This window comes from Streptomonospora sediminis, assembly GCF_054778995.1.
Window position 1 is genome coordinate 186,374 of sequence record NZ_BAAGYZ010000021.1, and the last position, 19,878, is coordinate 206,251.

The 19,878-nt window shown below is 71.8% G+C and carries 17 protein-coding genes; 9 read left to right on the forward strand and 8 right to left on the reverse strand.

The genetic code is table 11. The features are described from left to right. Positions 1-84: 84 nt before the first annotated feature. The gene (locus ACYVD5_RS06345; RefSeq protein WP_460999965.1) at positions 85-672 is read right to left on the reverse strand and encodes a TetR/AcrR family transcriptional regulator; all 588 of its coding nucleotides are present in this window, start codon (positions 670-672) and stop codon (positions 85-87) included. Between the two features lie 74 nt (positions 673-746). Between ACYVD5_RS06345 and ACYVD5_RS06350 the strand changes: the two genes are divergently transcribed. Then, positions 747-1,964 carry an MFS transporter gene (locus ACYVD5_RS06350; protein WP_460999966.1) on the forward strand — a complete coding sequence of 406 codons (1,218 nt, stop codon included), beginning with the start codon at positions 747-749 and terminating at the stop codon, positions 1,962-1,964. Positions 1,965-2,023: 59 nt separating this feature from the next. Here ACYVD5_RS06350 and ACYVD5_RS06355 read toward each other — a convergent pair whose 3' ends face one another. Next, positions 2,024-4,342, reverse strand: coding sequence for an SMI1/KNR4 family protein (locus ACYVD5_RS06355; RefSeq protein ID WP_460999967.1), 2,319 nt, complete (start codon positions 4,340-4,342; stop codon positions 2,024-2,026). 473 nt (positions 4,343-4,815) lie between these two features. On the opposite strand from ACYVD5_RS06355, the gene ACYVD5_RS06360 reads away from it, so the two are divergent. Both ACYVD5_RS06360 and ACYVD5_RS06365 read left to right on the forward strand, forming a co-directional pair. Beyond that, the gene (locus ACYVD5_RS06360) at positions 4,816-6,339 is read left to right on the forward strand and encodes an MDR family MFS transporter (RefSeq protein WP_460999968.1); all 1,524 of its coding nucleotides are present in this window, start codon (positions 4,816-4,818) and stop codon (positions 6,337-6,339) included. 366 nt (positions 6,340-6,705) lie between these two features. Beyond that, positions 6,706-7,761 (forward strand): methyltransferase, encoded by a 1,056-nt coding sequence (locus ACYVD5_RS06365; RefSeq protein ID WP_460999969.1) that lies wholly within the window; start codon positions 6,706-6,708, stop codon positions 7,759-7,761. A gap of 78 nt (positions 7,762-7,839) precedes the next feature. On the opposite strand, the gene ACYVD5_RS06370 is transcribed toward ACYVD5_RS06365, so the two are convergent. Next, positions 7,840-8,424: a TetR/AcrR family transcriptional regulator gene (locus ACYVD5_RS06370; protein WP_460999970.1), complete on the reverse strand. Its 585-nt coding sequence runs from the start codon at positions 8,422-8,424 to the stop codon at positions 7,840-7,842. Positions 8,425-8,505: 81 nt separating this feature from the next. Here ACYVD5_RS06370 and ACYVD5_RS06375 point away from each other — a divergent pair, with 81 nt between their 5' ends. Continuing rightward, positions 8,506-9,408: an aldo/keto reductase gene (locus ACYVD5_RS06375; protein WP_460999971.1), complete on the forward strand. Its 903-nt coding sequence runs from the start codon at positions 8,506-8,508 to the stop codon at positions 9,406-9,408. A 58-nt stretch (positions 9,409-9,466) separates the two neighbouring features. Here the strand turns inward: ACYVD5_RS06375 and ACYVD5_RS06380 are convergent, their stop codons facing one another. From ACYVD5_RS06380 to ACYVD5_RS06390, 3 genes are read right to left on the reverse strand one after another with little or no spacing between them, the layout of a single operon-like run. Next, positions 9,467-10,693: a sensor histidine kinase gene (locus tag ACYVD5_RS06380; RefSeq protein WP_460999972.1), complete on the reverse strand. Its 1,227-nt coding sequence runs from the start codon at positions 10,691-10,693 to the stop codon at positions 9,467-9,469. Next, a complete protein-coding gene (cseB, locus tag ACYVD5_RS06385; protein WP_460999973.1) occupies positions 10,690-11,376 on the reverse strand; it encodes a two-component system response regulator CseB in 687 nt (228 codons plus the stop codon). The genes ACYVD5_RS06380 and cseB overlap by 4 nt, the downstream gene beginning before the upstream one ends. A gap of 3 nt (positions 11,377-11,379) precedes the next feature. Continuing rightward, positions 11,380-11,970, reverse strand: coding sequence for a hypothetical protein (locus tag ACYVD5_RS06390; RefSeq protein WP_460999974.1), 591 nt, complete (start codon positions 11,968-11,970; stop codon positions 11,380-11,382). A 136-nt stretch (positions 11,971-12,106) separates the two neighbouring features. On the opposite strand from ACYVD5_RS06390, the gene ACYVD5_RS06395 reads away from it, so the two are divergent. Both ACYVD5_RS06395 and ACYVD5_RS06400 read left to right on the forward strand, forming a co-directional pair. After that, positions 12,107-12,787: a polysaccharide deacetylase family protein gene (locus tag ACYVD5_RS06395; RefSeq protein WP_460999975.1), complete on the forward strand. Its 681-nt coding sequence runs from the start codon at positions 12,107-12,109 to the stop codon at positions 12,785-12,787. 230 nt (positions 12,788-13,017) lie between these two features. Continuing rightward, the gene (locus ACYVD5_RS06400; RefSeq protein ID WP_460999976.1) at positions 13,018-13,830 is read left to right on the forward strand and encodes an SAM-dependent methyltransferase; all 813 of its coding nucleotides are present in this window, start codon (positions 13,018-13,020) and stop codon (positions 13,828-13,830) included. A 12-nt stretch (positions 13,831-13,842) separates the two neighbouring features. Here the strand turns inward: ACYVD5_RS06400 and ACYVD5_RS06405 are convergent, their stop codons facing one another. Together ACYVD5_RS06405 and ACYVD5_RS06410 are read right to left on the reverse strand one after the other, a co-directional pair. Continuing rightward, the gene (locus ACYVD5_RS06405; RefSeq protein WP_460999977.1) at positions 13,843-14,760 is read right to left on the reverse strand and encodes a phosphotransferase enzyme family protein; all 918 of its coding nucleotides are present in this window, start codon (positions 14,758-14,760) and stop codon (positions 13,843-13,845) included. 152 nt (positions 14,761-14,912) lie between these two features. Beyond that, on the reverse strand, positions 14,913-15,491 hold the full coding sequence (locus ACYVD5_RS06410) for a helix-turn-helix domain-containing protein (RefSeq protein ID WP_460999978.1): 579 nt from the start codon (positions 15,489-15,491) through the stop codon (positions 14,913-14,915). 152 nt (positions 15,492-15,643) lie between these two features. On the opposite strand from ACYVD5_RS06410, the gene ACYVD5_RS06415 reads away from it, so the two are divergent. The 3 genes from ACYVD5_RS06415 to ACYVD5_RS06425 all read left to right on the forward strand — a co-directional run bounded on the left by ACYVD5_RS06415 (position 15,644) and on the right by ACYVD5_RS06425 (position 19,856). Further along, the gene (locus tag ACYVD5_RS06415; RefSeq protein ID WP_460999979.1) at positions 15,644-16,090 is read left to right on the forward strand and encodes a nitroreductase family deazaflavin-dependent oxidoreductase; all 447 of its coding nucleotides are present in this window, start codon (positions 15,644-15,646) and stop codon (positions 16,088-16,090) included. A 115-nt stretch (positions 16,091-16,205) separates the two neighbouring features. Continuing rightward, positions 16,206-16,913, forward strand: a complete 708-nt coding sequence (locus tag ACYVD5_RS06420) for a TetR/AcrR family transcriptional regulator (RefSeq protein WP_460999980.1) — start codon at positions 16,206-16,208, stop codon at positions 16,911-16,913. Between the two features lie 405 nt (positions 16,914-17,318). Beyond that, positions 17,319-19,856, forward strand: coding sequence for an MMPL family transporter (locus ACYVD5_RS06425; protein ID WP_460999981.1), 2,538 nt, complete (start codon positions 17,319-17,321; stop codon positions 19,854-19,856). Positions 19,857-19,878 lie beyond the last annotated feature (22 nt).

The following is a 19,878-nucleotide window of genomic DNA, read 5'->3' on the forward strand; positions in this document are numbered from 1 at the left end:
CCGCGGCCCGGTGCCGGTACGCGACTCCGGCACCGGCCACCGGGCGGTCCCGCACGGCGCCGACAGCGGCACAACCGCCGCACGTCACCCGCCCGATGGGCCGGCGCAGGAGTCGATCCAAGCGCACAGGCCGGCCAGGGCCGCATCGGTCCGCTCGCGGTCGCCGCTGACGAGGCGGTCGGTTTGCAACCCGCTGAAGGCCGCGTTGAGCATGGTCGCCCGAACAAGCGCCTCGCCCGGGTCGAGCCCGCGTACGGCCAAGCACTCGGCGACGAACTCCGCCCGGCCCCGGACGAAGTCGGGCACCGGCCGGCCGAGCCGTCCGCCGGCGGCCAGCCCTTCGATCTCGCGGATGAGGCGGGTGGTCCCCGCCTCTTCGGCGGCGAGGGTGCGCTCCCACGTGGAACGGACGATGCTCCCGACCGGCACCGCCGGGTCGTCCCAGCCGGGGGTGGCGCGCAGCTCCGCGTGCTGGCGTTCGTCCAGCCGCTCCAGAACCGCGGCGACCAGAGCCTCCTTGTCGGCGAAGTGGTGGGTCAGCACCCGGGTGCTCTGCCCCAGGCCTTCGGCCAGGCTCCGCAGCGAGAAACCCGAGATTCCCGTGCGGGTGAGCTGAGCTATCACCGCGTCGGTGACATCGCGCCGCCGGCGCGAATCCGCGATTCGCGGCATGGGCCGTCCTTCCGCAGGGCCGCGTCGGCCCGGAATCAGGCATACATAAGGGAAACAGTTGTTACCTTAATGCCATGCGCATCCCGAACCGACCGCCCATGTGGCTACTCGCTCTTACGCTGGCCGCCTTCGCGGTCCAGACCGACGACTTCATCCTCGTCGGCGTGCTGCCGGCGGTGGCATCCGGCGCGGGCGTGTCCGAGGCGGCGGCCGGACAGCTCGTCACCGTCTATTCCCTCGGCTACGCGCTCACCGCGCCGCTCTTTGCGGTCCTGTTCGCCCGGATCCGCCGCCGGCGGGCCCTGTGCTGGGCGCTGGCCGTGTTCACCGCCGCGAACTTCGCCGTCCTGGCGACCGACTCCTATCTGCTGCTGGTGGCGCTGCGCACCGCGGCGGCCCTTGCAGCAGCGGTGGTCCTGCCCACTGCGCTGGCGCTCGCGAGCACCGGGGCTCCCGACGGGCGCACCGGCCGCTACCTCGCCACCGTGATGACGGGCCTGACCGGCGCGGTCCTGATCGGCGTGCCGTTGGGGACGTGGATCGGCGCACTGCTGGGTTGGAAGGCCACGTTCGTGTTCGCCGGGCTACTGGGGCTGGCCTCGCTCCTGCTCGCCGCCCGCGCCCTGCCGACCGGTGCCGCCGGCGAGCAGCGGCAGCGCCTCGCCGACCTGGTGCGCCCGCTGCTGGACCGGTCGGTGGCCGCGGTTCTCGGGGCGACCGTGCTGACCGTGGCCGGAAACCTCGCGTTCCAGACCTACATCGCCGTGATCCTTGCGGGCCTCGCGGGAGTCACGCCCGCCGGGCTCGCCGTGCTGCTGGTGTGCTCCGGAATCGGCGGCCTGCTCGGCACCCGGGTTTCGGGGCGGCTGGTGGACCGCCTCGGCGGCGGGCGCGCCTTCCTGTGCGCCGGGGCGCTGTTCTGCCTGGCGATGGCCGCGCTGGCACTGCTGTGGCCGGCGGCCCCGGTTCCGGTGTGGGCGGTGGTGCCGCTGCTCGTGGTGTGGTCGGCCGCAGCGTGGGCGGTGCCGCCGAGCCTCCAGGCGCTGATGTTGGCGCGTGCCGGGGTCCGGGCCGCCGCGCAGGCCATGGCGGTACACAGCAGTTCGGTGTACGCCGGGGCGGCGGCCGGCGGTGTGCTGGGCGGCGCGGCGGTCGCCGTGAGCCCCGGGCTGGTCCCGGCCGCGGCGGCGGTGACCGCCGGGCTCGGGCTCCTGCTCGGCGCGGCGGTAACCCGGGTGCCCCGCCGGCCCGGCACACCGCCGCCGCACCAGGACACCGCTGCGCAGGCGTGATGGCCGGCCGGCGCCGCCGGACCCGCGCGCCGCCGGCACCGGCCGGGCCGCCCCGCGGGTCAGCCCGTAGGCCCGGCCCCGGTTTCGGCGGTGGTTGCCGTCCCGGCGGCCGCCCCTCCTCGCGCGGTGTGGACCACCTCGCGGGCGCGGCGCGGGGTGACCACCTCGCGCAGGGCGGGGTCGGTGAGCAGCACGGTCGGGGCGATGCGGTTCTCCGCGGTCGGGTACCACTGGGGCAGCGCCTGCCGGATGGTCTCCCAGGCCTCGTCCGCGGCACCCCCGGCCGCCAACGAGCGGGCGGTTTCCAGGGCCTGTTCAAAGGCCGGGGGCTCCGGCGTGCGGTGGGCGGTGAGCCAGGCATCGGGGTCCTGGGAGCCCTCGTCGCGCATCCGGAGGATTTCCGCCTCCTCCGGAAACAGGCCCGGCACGACCGCGTTGCACGTGTCGGCCATCCGAGCCGCGGTGGCGGCGGCCGGAACCGACCCCCCGTGCCTTTCGCGGGCGGCACCCGCCACGAAGAGCGGGGCGGCCTCGTTGGCGATCTGCTCGGCGCCGATCTCCTCGACCACATGCGGGCGGCCCATCAGGTGGCGCAGGTCGTGGTGGCTCCAGGTGCCGCCGAGGAACGCCTCCAAGACCACCTCCAGATAGGCCGCGGTTCCGGACCCCTTATTGCCGGCGCGTTCAAAGAACCGGAGCGCGGCCTCCGCGTCGCCGCGCAGCGCCGCCCGGCGGCCTTCGGCCAGCAGTTCCTCGGCGCCGTCCGAGTTCACCGGACGGCCGTCGGCGGCCTTGAGCATCTCGAACGACTCGCGTTCGGCGGCGACGAGGTCGGCGAAGGAGCGGTGGCGGTCGCCCAACGCCGGATACCACGAGGCCCAGATATAGGCCGCCCACTCGCCGTCGGGGGAGACGTCGCCGGAATCGAGCAGCCAGTACTGGGCGTCCCCTTCACCGGAGACGAGCAGCACCCTTTCCTCTAGATCGTGCGGGGCCACATCATCGAGCAGGAAGAGGTACTCGGCGGCATCGGAGCCGTCCAGCCACTCGATGTTCTCCGCCGACAGCAGCTCGTTCATGAACGCGCTGATGTCGCGCCAGCCGTTCGAGGCGGCCAGGAACGAGCGGTAGCTGGGCGGCAGCTCAGCGCCCAACCGCTCTTCCGCGGCCGTGAGCTGTTCCTCGGTGGCGCCCTCGAAGCCCAGCCACCCGGCGGCGCGCTGCTCGTCGGTGACCTCGCGGAGTTCGTTGTCCGCGGCGACCCGCAGCATGTCGGTGCTGTACTCAGCCAGGTAGGACCGCCAGGACTCGGCGGTGGTCAAGTCCGCGGCCGGTGGACCGTCCACCCGGGCGCCGGGCGCCGCGGTGGCCTCCGCTGTCTCGGCAGCGGCGAGCCCTTCGTAGGCGCGGGGGGCTTCGCCGGGCCCGTGGCGGTACCCGGTGAACGATTCGTAGGCCGGGACCTCGGAATGCAGCCGCACCTGGCTGAGCTGGGTCTCGGACGCGCCGTGGTTCTCGGTGAACTCCAGCAGGAAGTACCGGTAAGGCTCCGCACCCGGGGTTGCGACGTCGTAGCCGCGCTCCTGGTACCGGCTGGGAAAGAACTCCCCGATGCGGGTGTCCAGTACGGTCCATGTCTCGCCGTCGGCCGAGCCCTTGAGGACCCAGTCGCGCGGGTCGCGGTCGGCGAAGTCGTTGGCCGACTTCAGCATGTAGTGGCGCACCGTGACGGGCTCGGCCATATGGAACATCAGCCAGTCGCCGCGCCGCGCCCGCCGGCCCAACCACTTCTTCCCTGTGGGGTCGAGCACGTTCTCGGCGACCTCGCCGGCACTCAAGAGCTCGTCGCTCGGGGTGATCTCGCGCACGCTGCGCGTAAGGTCGCCGCCGACCTCGGTGGTATGGCGCAGCGCGATCGCGCCGCCGCCGCCGTCAGGCTCGGCCCAGGTGACGCGCACGGCCGGGGCGCCGCCGTCGCCGATCAGCACGCGCAGCTCGCCGTCGCCGCCCGCGTCCGCGGCGCCGCCGTCGGCTCCGTCGCCGTCCGCGCCAGAGCCGTCACCGCTGCGCGCCCCGCTCACCACGCCGAATCGGTGCGCGGTGCGGTCGGCCGACCGCTCCGCAAGCCGCCCCCGCCAGGCGAGCGCGGTGCCGTCAGCGGCGGTGCGCAGGCCGAGGAACCCGTCCATGCCGGGCTCGAAACCGATGTCGGCCTCAGCGCCGTCGCGGTCGCGCCAGCCCAGCCGGGCCAGCGGCACGGCTCCACCGGGCTCGAAGCGCACGGTGAACGGCCGGCCCTCCTGCCACGTCCGGGAACCGGGCCGCCGGCACTCGGTGTGGAAAATAAAAGCCGTTGCAGTACCTGGCATTTCGTCCATATCGTCCTTGCCTGAGGGGGTCGCGCAGGGTCGGGGCAGGGCGCGGCGGGGGTCCCGTCCGCAATCCGCGAGGAGACTACAGGCGGGCTCTGTCATCTTCCGCGGCCCCGGTTCCCGGCACCGCGGCCGTGTGGCCTTGGCCACCTGCGCGGGCGGGCCGGTATGGCCCAGTGCGGAAAACGGGCAGGTGGCCGGGGCGGACGCTCTCGGCAGACGGGGAATGGGGCCTGCAGCGTGACGCAGCAGACGGAACTAAAGAGTCCTCACCGATGGTTGTTCGGAGAGATGACTCCTCTACCTAAGGGCCTCCCCTGTGCCGGGCCGCGGCCGCCGGCAGGGCAAACCGTCTTCTAGCCGCCCGCGCCCCGCCGCGCGGGGCCGCCGCCCGACGGCGCCCGCCCCGACTTACTCATCCCCCGGTGCCCTGCCGGGACCACCCACCGAATCCGCCGTTCCCTGTGAGGTAGTGCCCAATGTCCGACTCCGCGCAAGCCGCGGTCCCGGCGAGCGATCGGGAGGTTGCCGCACCGCGAGCCAATCTCCTTATCGGCGTCCTGGTCGTCTCGGCCTTCGTGATGATCCTGAACGAGACGATCCTGAGCGTCGCGCTGCGGGACCTGACCGTCGAACTCGATGTCTCGACCACGACGGTGCAGTGGCTGACCAGCGGATTCCTGCTGACCATGGCCGTGGTCATCCCGACCACCGGCTTCCTGCTCGAACGGTTCACACCGCGCCAGGTCTTCCTGGCCTCATTGACCATGTTCAGCATCGGCACGCTGCTGAGCGCCCTGGCACCGGGGTTCTGGGTGCTGCTCGTCGGCCGCATCGTGCAGGCCTGCGGCACCGCGGTGATGGTGCCGCTGCTGATGACCTCGGTGATGCGCCTGGTGCCGGCCCACCGGCGCGGCGCGATGATGGGCACGATCACCATCGTCATCGCCGTCGCCCCGGCGATCGGGCCGACCATCGGCGGCGCGCTGCTGGCCTCGCTCGGCTGGCGCTGGATGTTCTGGACCGTCCTGCCGCTGGCGCTGCTGGCCCTGGTCATCGGTGCGGTCTGGATGCGGCTCGACAGCAAGACCCGGCAGGTGCCGCTCGACCTGCTCTCGGTGCTGCTGTCCGCTGTCGGCTTCGGCGGTCTGCTCTACGGTCTGTCCTCGTTCGGCGGCCACGGCGGCGGCGGGCAGTCCCTGCCGCCCTGGCTGCCGATCGGGGTCGGCGCCGCCGCGCTGGCGGTCTTCGTGCTGCGCCAGAGCAGGCTGCAGCGCGACGGACGGGCGCTGCTCGACCTGCGCCCGTTCACCCACCGCACCTTCGTTGTCGCGCTGGTCCTGACCGCGCTGCTGTTCATGTGCCTGCTGGGTGCCGCGTCCATCCTGCTGCCGCTCTACATGCAGACCGTCATGAACACCAGCACGTTCGTCAGCGGGTTGGCGGTACTGCCCGGCGGGCTGGTTCTCGGGCTGCTCGGCCGCCCGGTCGGGGCGCTGTTCGACCGCTACGGCGCCCGTCCCCTGGTGATCCCGGGCGCGGCGGCCATGGCGGCGTCGCTGTGGCTGTTCACCCTGCTGACCCCTGACTCGCCGCTGGCCATGGTCGTCGGAATCCACATCGTGCTGATGGCGGGCCTGGGGCTGATGATGACCCCGCTGATGACCGAGTCGCTGGGGTCGCTGCCCGACAGCCTGCACTCGCACGGCAGCGCGATCCTGGCCACGCTCCAGCAGGTGGCCGGCGCGTTCGGCACGGCCGTCTTCGTGACCGTCTCGGCGATCGGCAGCGCCGACGCCGCCGGCGGGCCGGATGCGACCGGCCTGCGCACCGCGTTCGCCGTCGCCGGCTGCATCGGTCTGCTCGCCCTTGCCACATCGCTGTTCATCCGCCGCCGCACCGCTGAGCCCGCAAGGACGGGCCAGGCCGGCGACGCTGGCGGCGATGGCGGCGCTGTTGCCGCTCCGGCCGCGGCCGAGCCGGACGGTGCCGCCCGGCACTAACGGACACGCGCAGCAGGAAAAGCCGAGCGGGGGCGCCGAAAACCGGCGCCCCCGCTCGGCTTTTCCGCCCTACCGAAGGGCCCTTACTCTAGCGGCGTTTCGCCGGTGGGGAGCCCTGCCTCGGCCCGAGCGCGATAGCCGCCGATCATGTCCGTGGCCGCGCTGAGTCCCAGCTCGCGCAGCTGCGCCGCGGCCAGGCTGGACGCATAACCCTCCAGCGCCAGTTAACCTTATTTCCTACTTGAATTGTGGGATAAACGGCAACCGCCTGCCTGGCAGGCGTTGCGGGAACCGCGGGACGGCGCTCAGTGGCCGCCGCCCCCGTTACTGTGTGCCATGGACCACAGAGAAAGGAATCGCGCACCCATGCCAACGGAACCCGCCAGCGGCGAAAGCGGGACAACGAGCGCCGACGAGTCCTACGACTCCATGTTCTCCATGATCACCGCGTACTGGCGGACCCAGGTCGTCGCCGCAATGGCGCGCTTTTCCATCGCGGAGCACCTGGACCGGGGAGTACGCACGGCAGAGGAGATAGCCGACCTGGAATCGACCGATCCGGACGCCACCCGCCGCCTGCTGCGCGCGGGTGCCGCCATCGGGCTGGCCACCTCGCAGGACGGCGTCCATTACGCGCCCACCCCGCTACTGGAGCCGCTGCGCGCCGACTCCCCCCGCTCGCTGCGCTCGGTTGCCCTGGCGCTGACCGCGCCCGGACACTGGCTGCCGTGGGGCCGGTTTCCGGATGCCGTGCAGGCCGGTACCACGCAGGCGGTCGCGGCTTATGGAACCGACATCTTCGACTACTACGCGCGGACACCCGACGAAGCGGCGCTGTTCACCCAGGCGATGGGCAACTTGACCGCGCCGATGACCGACCAGGCGGCCGAGTACATCGACACCTCCTCCACCTCGCTGGCGGTGGATGTCGGCGGCGCCGACGGCAGCCTTGTGCAGGAGCTCATGGTGCACAACCCGCGGCTGCACGGCGCGGTCGTCGATTTGCCCCACGTGGTGCCCGACTCCGCGGAATCCGCCCGGAAGAAGGGGCTGGAGGACCGCTTCTCCGCTGTACCCGGCGACTTCTTCGAGTCTGTGCCCGCCGCCGACCTCTACCTGCTCAAGTTCGTGCTGCACGACTGGGACGACGAGGCATGCGTGCGCATCCTGGGCAACTGCCGCGCAGCGCTGCGGGAAAACGGCCGGGTCGTCATCGTGGAGATGCACATGGCACCCGGCGATACGGGTGTGGCGCCGCTGATGGATCTGAACATGCTGAGTGTGTCGCCGAGCGGGAGTGAACGCGAGATCGGCGAGTACGACGCCCTGCTGTCAGCGGCCGGACTGCGCCGCACGGCGACCCATCGGCCGCCCCGATCGCAGTACTGCTACCTGGAAGCGGTTCCGGTACAACAAGGCTGAACGCCGGGCCCGCCCGGAGCCTTAAGAAGACCTCCCTGCTGGGTGCCCGGCAGGGAGGCACATGCCGGGCACCGCGGCTCAGTCCCGCGGTGCCCGCAGGCCGTCCAGCAGGATGTCCAGGAGCCGGTCCGCCTGCTCGCGGGGTTCCGGGCCACCGGCGGTCATCAGCGACCCCGCCATTGCCGCGACGACGTCGTCGGCGGCGACGTCGCGGCGGAGCAGCCCCTGCTCACCGCCTGCCGAGAGCAAGCGCTCCGCTGCCGCGGTGAGCAGGCTGCGCGTGGTCGTGGCGGTGGGGGCACCGGCGGCCACAAGCCCGCGCAGCACCTCCATCATGCCGCGCTTGGCGGCGACGAAGTCGGCGTAGCGCCCCATCCAGACCCGCAGCGCGCGGTCGGGCGGGTGTTCGTCCAGCAGCTCATCGACCGAGTAGCACAGCCGCTCCAGTTCGCGGTGGTACACGGCCTCGACCAGCGCCTCGCGGGTGGCGAAGCGGCGGTACAGGGTGCCGGGCCCCACTCCGGCGCGGGATGCGACGGCGTCCAGGGACAAGGGTTTGTCCGGCGCCTTCTCGGTCAGTTCCGCAAGCGCCGCTTGCAGGATCAGCTCGCGGTTGCGGCGGGCGTCGGCCCGCAGCGGACGCCCATCTGTTTCCCTGGACAAAGCGGAGACACCTCCATTTCTGCTAACATCATCTTAGCGGAGAGTCCTCCGCTTATGCTGCGACGGTCGAAGGGAAACACCGTGACACAGGAGTCGGAAACGGTTCAGCAGTCCCCCGGGGGCACGGGGAACCTGGGCGGCCACCCGGTCGCCCGCATCGGGTACGGGGCGATGCAACTGGAGCACGCCGACGAGGCGACCGCGCACGCGGTCCTGCGCCGCGCCGCGGAACTCGGCGTCGACCACATCGACACCGCGTCCTTCTACGGCAACGGCAAGGTGAACCAACTCATCCGCTCGGCGCTGGCGCCCTATCCGAGCAGCCTTGCACTGGTCAGCAAGGTGGGTGCCCGGTACGTCGCCGGCCGCAAGCCGATACCGCTGGTGCCGGCGCAGCGTCCCGACGAGCTGCGGAGCGGGGTGGAAGAGGACCTGCGCGGCCTCGGCACCGAACGCCTCACGGCGGTGAACCTGCGCCGCATGGACGGCGGGCTCGGCATCGTGGCCGAGGGCAGCGACGCCGTGGCGCTCGACGACCAGCTCGCCGAGCTCGTGGCCCTGCGCGATGAGGGGAAGATCGGCGCCATCGGCCTGAGCAACGTCAGCGCCGCCCAACTGCAGGCCGCGCTGCCCGCGGGGATCGTGTGCGTGCAGAACCTCTACAGCATCCTCAACCGCGAGGACGAGGACGTCCTGGAGATGTGCCGGGCCAACGGCATCGCCTGGGTACCGTTCTGCCCGCTCGGATCGGCCTTCGAACAGGTCCCCTCGCCCGCCGACCACCCCGTGGTCCAGGAGGTCGCCGCAGGTGTGGGCGCCACTCCCGCGCAGGTCAGCCTCGCCTGGGTGCTCGCACACGCCCCGAACACCCTGCTCATCCCGGGTACCGGCAGCGTTGGGCATCTGACCGAGAATATCGCCGCCGGCAATGTGCACCTCTCGGCCGCCGATATGTCGGCCCTCGACGCACTCGCCGACGCCTAGCCGACCGCGCGGTCGGCGCCGCCCCGGCTGGGAAGGCGCCGGCCGCCGGAGCGTGCGGCTACACGGGCGGCTCGCCGGGCGCCAGGTCGAGAGTCACCAGCGCACCGCCGTCGGGATGGTTCTCCAGGACCAGCCGGGCGCCCAGGACATCGGCCTGCCCGCGCGCGATGGTCAGCCCCAGGCCGTGGCCGCCGCCTTCCGGCGCCTCCGTGCCTTTGCGGAACCGGCTGGGGCCCTCGCGCAGCAGCACGTCAGGGAATCCCGGCCCGAGGTCATGGATGCGCACCCTGGAGCCGTCGACCTCCACAGTGACCGGCGGCGCACCGTGGCGCAACGCGTTGGCCAGCAGGTTGGCCAGGATCCGTTCCAGGCGGCGGGGGTCGGTGGAGACCACTTCCTCCGCTACACAGCGCACCGCCACATCGGGGGCGAACCTGGCGGCCCGGCGCTGAACGAACTCGGCAAGCGCGATGTCGCTGAGGTCGGGGCGCTGAGTGGCGGTGTCCAGACGCGCCACTTCCAGCACGTCCTCGACCAGCGCCCGCAACACGGCGACCCGGTCGCGGACCAGCTCCGCCGGGCGGCCCTCATCCAACAGGTCGGCGGCGGTGCTCAACCCGGTCAGCGGCGTGCGCAGCTCGTGGGCGATATCGGCGGTCACCCGCTGTTCGGCCGTGATGCGGGCCTGAAGCGCATCGGCCATTGCGTCGACCGACCGCGCCAGCTCGCTGGCCTCGTCGCGGGCGCTTCCCCCCACGGCCTCGCTTACCCGGGTGCCGTGGTCGCCGGCGGCCACCCGGCCGGCGGCTCCGGCGGCGCGGCTCAACCGTGCCGACAGTCCGGCGCCCAGGACCACTCCGGAACCCGCGCCCAGCGCGACCACAGCGGCCGCGGCGGCCAGCAGCACCCGGTCGAGCCGGGCCAGGTCGGCCAGCCGGGGTGCGTAAGAGGTGCGCAACGAAAGGATGCTGCCGTCCGAGGCGGGCACCGCCGCCCAAACCGCCGCGTTGGTGCCGCGGCCGGAGATCAGTGTCGCGGTGTTGCCGTCCTCGGCGACCTGCCGCAACCGGTCGGGCAGGTCGGCGGCATCGACCCGGCTGCCCAGCACGGGCCGGCCGGTCCGCTCATAGGAGCGCAGCGCCAGCTCGACCCGGTCCGTCTGCAATTCGCGGGCGTCCTCGGCCTGCTTCAGCGCAAAGGCGTAGTGCACCGTCAGGCTCAGCGCCACGGCGACCAGTGCGCTCACCACCGCGATGGTCGCGGTGATCCGCCAGCGCAGGTTCACCGCTGGTCGCCTGCGAGCCGGTAACCGAATCCGCGCACCGTCTCGATGCGGTCGGTGCCGATCTTGTTGCGGAGCCGCTGCACGTGCACGTCGACCACCCGGGTGTCGCCGCCCCACTCGTAGTCCCAGACGTTCTCCAGCAGGACATCGCGGCTGAGGACCGTACCGGGCGACTCCGCGAACCGCAGCAGCAGCCGCATCTCGGTGGGGGTCAGGTTCACCTCGCGGCCCGCGCGCAGCACCCGCACCCCGTCCGGGTCGATCTCGACATCCCCGAAGCGCAGCACACCGCCGGATGCACCGCCTGCGGCGAAGCGGCCGGTGCGCCGCAGCACCGCGCGCAGCCGCGCCGTCAGCACCGCGCTGTCGAACGGCTTGGTGACGTAGTCGTCGGCCCCCGCCTCCAGACCGACGACGATGTCCACCGGGTCGTCGCGGGCGGAGAGCATGAGTACCGGGATCAGGCTCTCCTCCCGGATGCGGCGGCACAGGCTGACGCCGTTGAGGTTGGGCAGCACGACATCGATCAGTACGGCGTCGGGCCGGCACGCGCGGAACTCGGCCAGTCCTTCGCGGCCGTCCGCGGCCGGAGTCACCCGGAAGCCGTCCCGTTCCAGGCTGAGCCCGGTCGCCTCGCGGATGACGTCGTCGTCCTCGACGAACAGCACATGGGCTTCGGTCACCTGCTAATCACTCCCGGTCCCCTCCTCGGCCAGCCGTTCACCGTTCCAGTGCAGACTCGTGCGGTCGACGGGGCAGCGGGCACCCACCAGTTCTCCCGGGAGCGAGCGTTCGACCACGATGCCGCCTTCGTGCAGGTCGACCCGGGAGATTCCGTCCGCGACCGTGAAAACGCGTTCGGTGCGGTCCTCCCACAGGCGGTAGACGTAACCGGCCAGCGCGCCGTGGCAGGCCACGCTCGCCCCGCACTCCTGCACATTGATCAGGGCGACCGGGATCCCGGCGCCGGAAATCTCGGTATAGCGCAGGTACACCGGGTACCAGCCCTCGCCGTACTCCTCGGTGCAGGGGTGCGCCACCGCGTCCTTGACGCGGTCGCCGACGCCCGGATCCTCGCGCAGCAGCTCGACCGCATCGACGGTACGCGCGGTGGTGCCGCCGTTGTTCCCGCCGGAGCCCGACACCTCGTCGGACGGGGCCGGCGCCGGTCCGGATATCCGTACTCCCGTATCGACCATGCCGCAACCGCCGGCGAGGAAGAGCGCCCCGGCGGCCGCGCAGAGTGCGGCCGCGGCCCTTCGCATCGATTCTCGCATCGAAAGCGATGCTACCGCCCGCACCAACCGCTGTTACACGATCGACGGATTTCCGCCGGGAAACTGCGGCACAGGTGCTACAGCAATGGGAAGTCCGTTTCCTAGCGTCCAGTGAGGACGACCAGGAGAGGACGACATGGCAATTCGGCATGCAGGTTCACTGCTTCTACTCATTGTGGCCGCCACCGCGCTCGCCGCTTGCACTCCGGGATTCGCCGCGCACACATCCGGAGCGGGCACGGCCTCCGACGGCGTCGTTTTCCGGGTGGAGACCGACGATCCCGTCGTCTTCCTGACCATCGACGACGGTGCGGTACGCGACCGGTCGATGGCCGCCACGCTGGAGGAGGCGGGGGTACCCGCAACGCTTTTCCTCACCAGTGACTACGCTCTCGACGAACCGGAGTTCTTCCGCCGCCTGCGCGACACGGCAGGAGCGCGCATCGAGACTCACGGCATCGATCACTCCAACCTGGAGGGCCAGGACCTCGCCGACCAGAAACGCCAGATCTGCCAACCCGCCGAAGACTACAAGCGGACCTTCGGGAAACGACCGAAACTGTTCCGGCCGCCGTACGGAAACTATGACGAGACGACGATTCGCGCAGCCGAAGAATGCGGCGCATCCGCCGTCGTCCACTGGAGTGCCGAACTCAAGAACGGCGAAATGGCGTTTGCTTCGGGCGGCGAACTGCGTGCCGGCGACATTGTCCTCATGCATTTCCGGGGAAGCTTCGCGGAAAACGTGGCCGAATTCTCCGAGCAGGCCGACCGCGCCGGACTGCGCCCGGCGCTGCTTGAGAACCACCTGCTGTGAACGCCCGATGCCACCGGGCTCGCGGCCGCCACCGCTCGGCCCGCGGGACCGCGGCGTTACCTGCCGGACGGCGGCCGGACGGTACTTGCCGGAGGATCCGCCGGGGTCGTTGAATGGGTGCTGACCGAACCGTCCGGCTTGACCAGCTTCATCCGGTCTGACCGGCCCCGCCCACCCGGCCCGATCCGGCCCCTCCGCCAGGCACCGGGCCCAGTAGCGAAAGCAGGACCGTGCCTTCCGAGAACGCCGCACCCGGTATCGACACCACCGTCCCGCACAACGCCCGGATCTGGAACTACTGGCTGGGCGGCAAGGACAACTACGCCGTCGACCGCGAGATGGGCGACCAGATCCGCTCGTTCTTCCCCGAGATCGTCGACAATGCGGTGGCCGACCGGGAGTTCCTGGTCCGCACGGTCACCCACCTTGTCCGCGACCGGGGCGTGCGGCAGTTCCTCGACGTCGGCACGGGGTTGCCGACCCGCAACAACACCCACGAGGTCGCCCAGGCCCAGGCACCCGAGGCGCGCGTGGTCTACGTGGACAACGACCCGCTGGTGCTCGCCCACGCCCGCGCGCTCCTGGTCGGCACCGAGCAGGGGGTCACCGACTACATCGACGCCGACCTGCGCGACCCCGAGGCGATCCTGGAGGCGGCCGGCCGCAGCCTGGACCTGTCGGAACCGGTGGCCCTGATGCTGCTGGGCGTGGTCAACTTCGTGGCCGACGACACCGAGGTCCGGTCGGTGCTGGACCGCCTGCTCGATGCGCTCGCACCGGGCAGCTTCCTGGTGATCTCCCACCCCACCGACGACATCGACCACGACCGCGCCCACCAGGTGGCCCGGGCCTGGAACGAGCGGGGCACGCCCAAGCTCACGATAAGGTCCGCGGCCGCGATCGAGGCGCTCTTCGACGGCCTGGAACTGCTGGAGCCGGGCGTGGTCTCGTGCTCGTTGTGGCGCCCCGGGCAGGGCCGCTCCACCCGGACCGACCCGGTCGCCGAATACGGCGGCGTGGCCCGCAAACCGGTTACTGGTTAGCCGCACCGCGGATCAGCCGCGGTGGCCGCCCGGTCCACCCGTGAGGCGGGCGGCGATGGCGGGGCCCTCGCGGGCGATCCACGCTTCGGCCCGGGGCATCCGGTCCTTGGTGCCCTGCTCCCAGAGGCGGCGGAACACCGGATCGCGGTCGGCGGCGGCGCGGGCCCGCAGGTGGAAGCGGTGCACCATCCGTACCGCCAGGGGCACCAACTCCCTGCGCTGGCCTGCGGTCATGCCGTAGGCGTCGGCGAAGACGGCGCACCGGTGGGCCGCGTCCAGGTCGGCGAACGCGGGCGCGCGGTCGCGGGGATCGAACAGCGGCACCCACCAGTACAGCGCGTTGGCGATGTCGTAGAGCCTGGTGGTGGGCCGGGCGAGGTCGAAGTCGATGAGGGCGGCCGGTACACCGCCGCGGAAGACGACGTTGCCGGGGCAGTAGTCGCGGTGGCTGACCAGTTCGAGCGGCTCCTCCTGCGGCTCCGCGCTGATCGTTTCGGATCCGGGAATGCCGCCCCAGACCGCGTCCGCCGGCGGGGTCCAGCCCTGGGCTGCCTCGTGGAGGCCGCGGATGAGTTCGGCCAGCGCGACCAGGACCGCTTCGTCGGCGGCCTCGGCGGGCAGCGGCTCGCGCGGGACGTCGCCGGGAACGTAGGACAGCACTTCGCGCCCCTGCTCGTCGGTGCCGAGCGGGACCGGCGCGGCGGTGAACCCGGCGCTGTGCAGGTGGGCGAGGTAGGCCTGGATGGTCGCGGTGAACGGCCGGGTAGGCCGGCGGACCGTGTCGCCGATCCGCACGATGCCCTGGGTGACACCGTCGCCGACCAGGGGTTCGGGGGCCGGCTCGCTGTGCTCGCTGTGCTCGCCGGGCTCGCCGGGCTCGGTGCGCTGCGTACCGCGCGGGTCTGGTGTCATCGGGGCTTCCACGTCCATCGGGGGCAGGGTCGGCAGGGTCGGCGGCGGCCCCGGCCGGGCGACCGGGGCCGCCCGGTGGCGCCAGGTTACGCCGTTCGGCGCCGCTCTGGCACGGGTCGGCGGGGACCGGGTCAGGGCCTTGCCGGCGGGGCCGCCGTTGCGGCGGCGGGTCAGGCGGGGCGGGCGCGGATGTGGGCGCGTTCGCCCTGCTGGCCGAAGAGGACGAGGACCTCCACCGGCTCGGCGCCGGCGGCGTCGAGCGAGTGCGGCAGGTGGGTGTCGAACTCGGCGGCTTCTCCGGGCGACAGGACGAGGTCCTGGTCGCCCAGGAACAGGCGCAGCCGGCCGTTGAGCACGTAGAGCCATTCGTAGCCCTCGTGGGTCTGGAGTTCGGGCTCGGCCGGTTCGCGCACCCCCGGAATGATCATCTTGTGGGCCTGAAGGCCGCCCGCCCGTCGGCTCAGCGGGATGAAGGTCCTGCCGAAACGCTGGATCGGGCGCAGGTGCACGCGCGGGTCGCCGGTGTGCGGGGCGCCGACGAGGTCGTCGAGCGGTACTCCGTAGGCGCGGGCCAGCGGCAGCAGCAACTCCAGATTGGCCCGCCGGCCGCCGTTCTCCAGCCGCGACAGCGTGCTCTCGGAGATACCCGTGGTCGCCGACAGGTCGGCCAGGGTGATCCCTTTCGCGCGCCGCAGCGCCCGCAGCCGGGGAGCCACCGCATCCAGCACGCCCGCAAGGTCGTCATTCATTCCCCCATTCTTGCCGATCCGGCATGAGAATGTGCGCAGTGCGGCGACCCGCGTTCAGGATGGCGCCCGGCGGCCCGCCGCGCGCGGGCGGAAGCGGAACGCCGCGGACCGCCGCAGTTCCAACACCGCCGGCCAGGAAGGAAACCACCGAAATGCCATTGCACGGCGACTACGCACCCAGCGCCATGACCTACGCGCACGACCAGGTCGACCGCTATGAGAGGACCGGCGGGCGCGAGGGCGGCCACCAGCACGGCAAGCCCGTCATCATCCTCACCACTCGCGGCGCGAGGAGCGGATACCTGCGCAAGAGCCCGGTCATGCGCGTCGAGCACGGCGGTGTCTACGCCGCGGTGGCCTCCTACAACGGCGCCCCGGCGCACCCGGCCTGGTACCGCAACCTGGTCGCCGACCCCCGTGTCATGGTGCAGGACGGCCCCGAACCCCGCGACATGATCGCCAGAGTCGCCACCGGCGAAGAGCGGGAGCGCTGGTGGCGGCGCGCTGTTGACACGTACCCGGATTACGCCGACTACCAGGAGGCCACGGAGCGGGAGATTCCCGTTGTCATCCTCGAACCGGCGCCGTTGGACCACTGAAGCCCTCTGATGCCCGTTGGCGGCTGCGGCCCGCCGGCGGCCGGTTGCCGCCCGGCCCCGAATCCGCTTCACGAATGACCGATCCGTCAGTCCTGGATGCGGATATCCTTGGCGCATGGTGACCCGACAGTCGGCCGCGGGCGATCCGCAGCACAGACCGGCCGCGGAACTCCCCCGTGTGGAGCGCCGCAAGGCGCGCACCCGCCAAGCGCTGGTCGATGCCGGACGTGCTCTGCTGGCACGCAAGGGCGACCTCGGGTTCAGCGTCCAGGAGGTCACCGACGAAGCCGATGTCGGGCTCGGCTCGTTCTACAACCATTTCGAGGACAAGCAGCAGCTCATGCGGGCCGCTGTCGAGGACGTGCTCACCGAGCACGGCACGATGCTCGACTCCTGGACCTCCGGCATCGACGACCCGGCCGAGTCGTTCGCCCTGGCGGTGCGCACCACGGCCCGCCTCGGCACGACCCACCCCAACCTGGCCCGTGTGCTGGTGTACAACGGCATGGCGTTCCTGTCGGCCGACCACGGGCTGGCCCCGCGGGCGCTGGCCGGCATCCGGCGCGGCATGGAGGCGGGCCGCTTCACCATCGCCAACGCCGAACTCGGCTTGGCGGTCGTGGGCGGATCGCTGATCGCCCTGGTGCACCTGCAGCTTGAGGATCCCGAGCACCTCGACCGCGATGCGTGCGACGAACTCGCCGAGTACCTGCTGACCATGCTGGGCATGTCCCGCGACGAGGCACGGGCGCTGGCGCACGCGCCGCTGCCCGATATGCCTGCGCCCGGTACTGGTGCCGGCGCCGGCACCGGTACCGGCTGATCCCCGCCGGCAACCGCGCGCCCTACTGCGCCCCGGCGCCGCGCGGCCGCCGCTGTTGAGCACGGGCCGGCCTGCGCACTCGCACCGGCCCCGCCGCGGCCCACCGCCGCCCTCACCACTCCGTCCCGAACCGGCCACCGGCACGAGCCGTCCCGCCGGCATGGCGCCCTGCCTTCATGCCGCCCTATCCCCATGCCGCCCCGCCTTCGGGGTACACGCGGCGACCCGGGCATGCCGATACCCGCAGGTGAGCGAGCACATACCCGCACGTGGGGCCCTCTTTGCAGTTGGACGTGTAATCTGTTTCTGACGTGGCCATCAAGACTGACGAATCATTCAGAAGCAGATCAGCAGTGATCCGGTCAGTTCGGCCCCCGCAGATCGCCGACAAGCAGGAATGAACCGATGGCAACGCTCCTGTACCGCCTGGGCAAGCTCTCCTACCGGCACCGCTGGCCGGTCATCGCCGTGTGGATCGTCCTCCTGGCCGCGCTCGCCGGAGCAGCGGCCGTCCTACGGGTTCCGGTCAACGACTCCTTCTCGATCCCCGGAACCGAATCCCAGGACACGGTCGACATGCTCCAGGAGCGTTTCCCGGAACGCAGCGGCGGCCGGGCCACCGTCGTGCTGGAGGCGCCGGAGGATGCCGACATCACCTCCGGCAAGTACCAGGACGCCGTCCGCGACACCGCCGACCGGATCGAGGGCATCGACGGCGTCCAGTCCGTCACCGGCCCGTTCGAGCTCTACGACCAAGGCCGCGAACAGGCCCTGAACAGCGGCGAACTCCGCTCCTCCATGATCGGATCCGGCATGGAGCAGGCGCGCGCCGACTACGAGTCCGAGGTCGACTCGGCGGCGGACGAGGCCGCCGAACAGGCCCGCTCATCGGCTGCGGCGCAGTACCCCGAAGGCTCACCGGGGCGGCAGCAGGCGCTGGAGCAGGCCGAGCAGCAGGCACGCGAACAGGCCCGCGCCCAGGCACCCGCTTTCGACGAGGACCGGGCGCGGGCGCAGGTCGAAGACGAGGTCGACCGCCGCATCGCCGAGGACGACCTGCCCGACGCGGCCGCCGAACAGGTCGACGACGAGGTGATGCAGGAGATCCCGCTGTTTTCGGGCGACCGCACCACGGCACTGCTCCAGGTCCAATTCACCCAGCCCGACGGCAGCGTGCCGTCCGCCACTGTGGACGACCTGCTCGCCAGCGGCACTGCGGCCGAGCAGGCCGGGCTCGACGCCGAGTTCAGCGGCCAGGCGATCTCCGTCGCCGAGGTCTCGGGCATCCACGGCGGTGAAAGCGCCGGCCTGCTGATCGCCCTGGTGGTCCTGCTGGTGAACTTCGGCGCCGTCGTGGCGGCCGGGATCCCCATCCTCATGGCGCTGGCCGGAGCCGGCGCGGGCATGGCGCTGGTCTACGCGCTGTCGCCGGTACTGGACCTGACCAGCACCGCTCCCCTGCTGGCGCTGATGCTCGGCCTGGCCGTGGGCATCGACTACAGCCTGTTCGTGCTCGCGCGGCACCGCCAGCAACTGCTGGAGGGCATGGCCCCGCAGGAGTCGGCGGGCCGCGCCATCGGCACGGCCGGCAGCGCGGTCGTCTTCGCCGGGGTGACCGTGGTTATTGCGCTGCTGGGGCTCAGCATCGTGCAGATCCCGTTCCTGACCGTCATGGGCATCGCCGCCGCGGTCACGGTCGCGTTCTCCGTGCTGGTCGCCATCACCCTGCTGCCCGCGATCCTGGGCCTGCTCGGCGGGCGGGTGCGCGCGGGCCGGCTGCCGGGGCTGGGTGCGCGCGCGGAGCGTGCGCTGACCGCCGTGTCGACATTGGGCTCGCGCTGGGCCGGGGCCGTCACCCGGCGGCCGCTGCTGCCCGCGATCGCGGTGCTGGCCGTACTCGGGGTGGCGCTGCTCCCGCTGCAGAGCATGCGGCTGGGCCTGCCCACCGACGAGGCCGGCGCCCCCGACAGCACCCAGCACCGGGCCTACGACATCATCACCGCGGAGTTCGGCGAGGGCTTCAACGCCTCGCTACTGGTGACGGTGGAGTCGGCCGACACCGGCGACGCCGAGCAGGTCCGCGACGAACTGGCGTCCTTCGACCGGATCGACAGCGTGCAGCGCCCGGTCTTCAACGACGCCGAGGACACCGCGATGGTCGTGGCCGTGCCCGAGGACGGGCCGGCGGCCGAGGAGACCGAGGAACTGCTGCACGACATCCGCGACGCACGCTCGGGCTGGGAGGACGATACCGGCGCGACGATCTCCGTCACCGGCACGACCGCCACCAGCATCGACACCTCCGAACGCATCGCCGAAGCCATGCCGCTCTTCCTCTCCGTCGTGGTAGGCCTGGCCCTGGTCCTGCTGATGCTCGTCTTCCGGTCCATCCTGGTACCGGTCAAGGCCGCTTTGGGCTTCGTGCTGAGCATGGGCGCGGCGCTGGGCGCCACGGTCGCGGTGTTCCAGTGGGGATACGGCAGCGACCTGCTGGGTGTCACCCCGACCGAAACGCTGCTGTCGTTCCTGCCGATCCTGCTCGTCGGCACCCTGTTCGGCCTGGCCATGGACTACGAGGTGTTCCTCGTCAGCAGGATGCGCGAGGACTTCGTCCACGGCCACGGCGCGCGGCACGCGGTCGTGAGCGGGTTCCGCGCCAGCGCACGGGTGGTGGTCTGCGCGGCCGTCATCATGACCGCGGTGTTCGCGTCGTTCGTCGTCAGTGACAACACCACGATCCAGCCGGTGGCCTTCGCCCTGGCGGTGGGCGTGCTGGTGGACGCGTTCCTGGTACGGATGACACTGGTCCCGGCGGTGATGGCGCTGTTCGGCAAGGCGGCCTGGTGGCTGCCGCGCTGGTTGGCACGCGTCCTGCCCGACGTCGACATCGAGGGGGCGGGCCTGCGGACCGGCACCGCCGAGCCGCCCGCCGAGCACAGCTAGCCGGGCGACCGAGCGCCGGGTG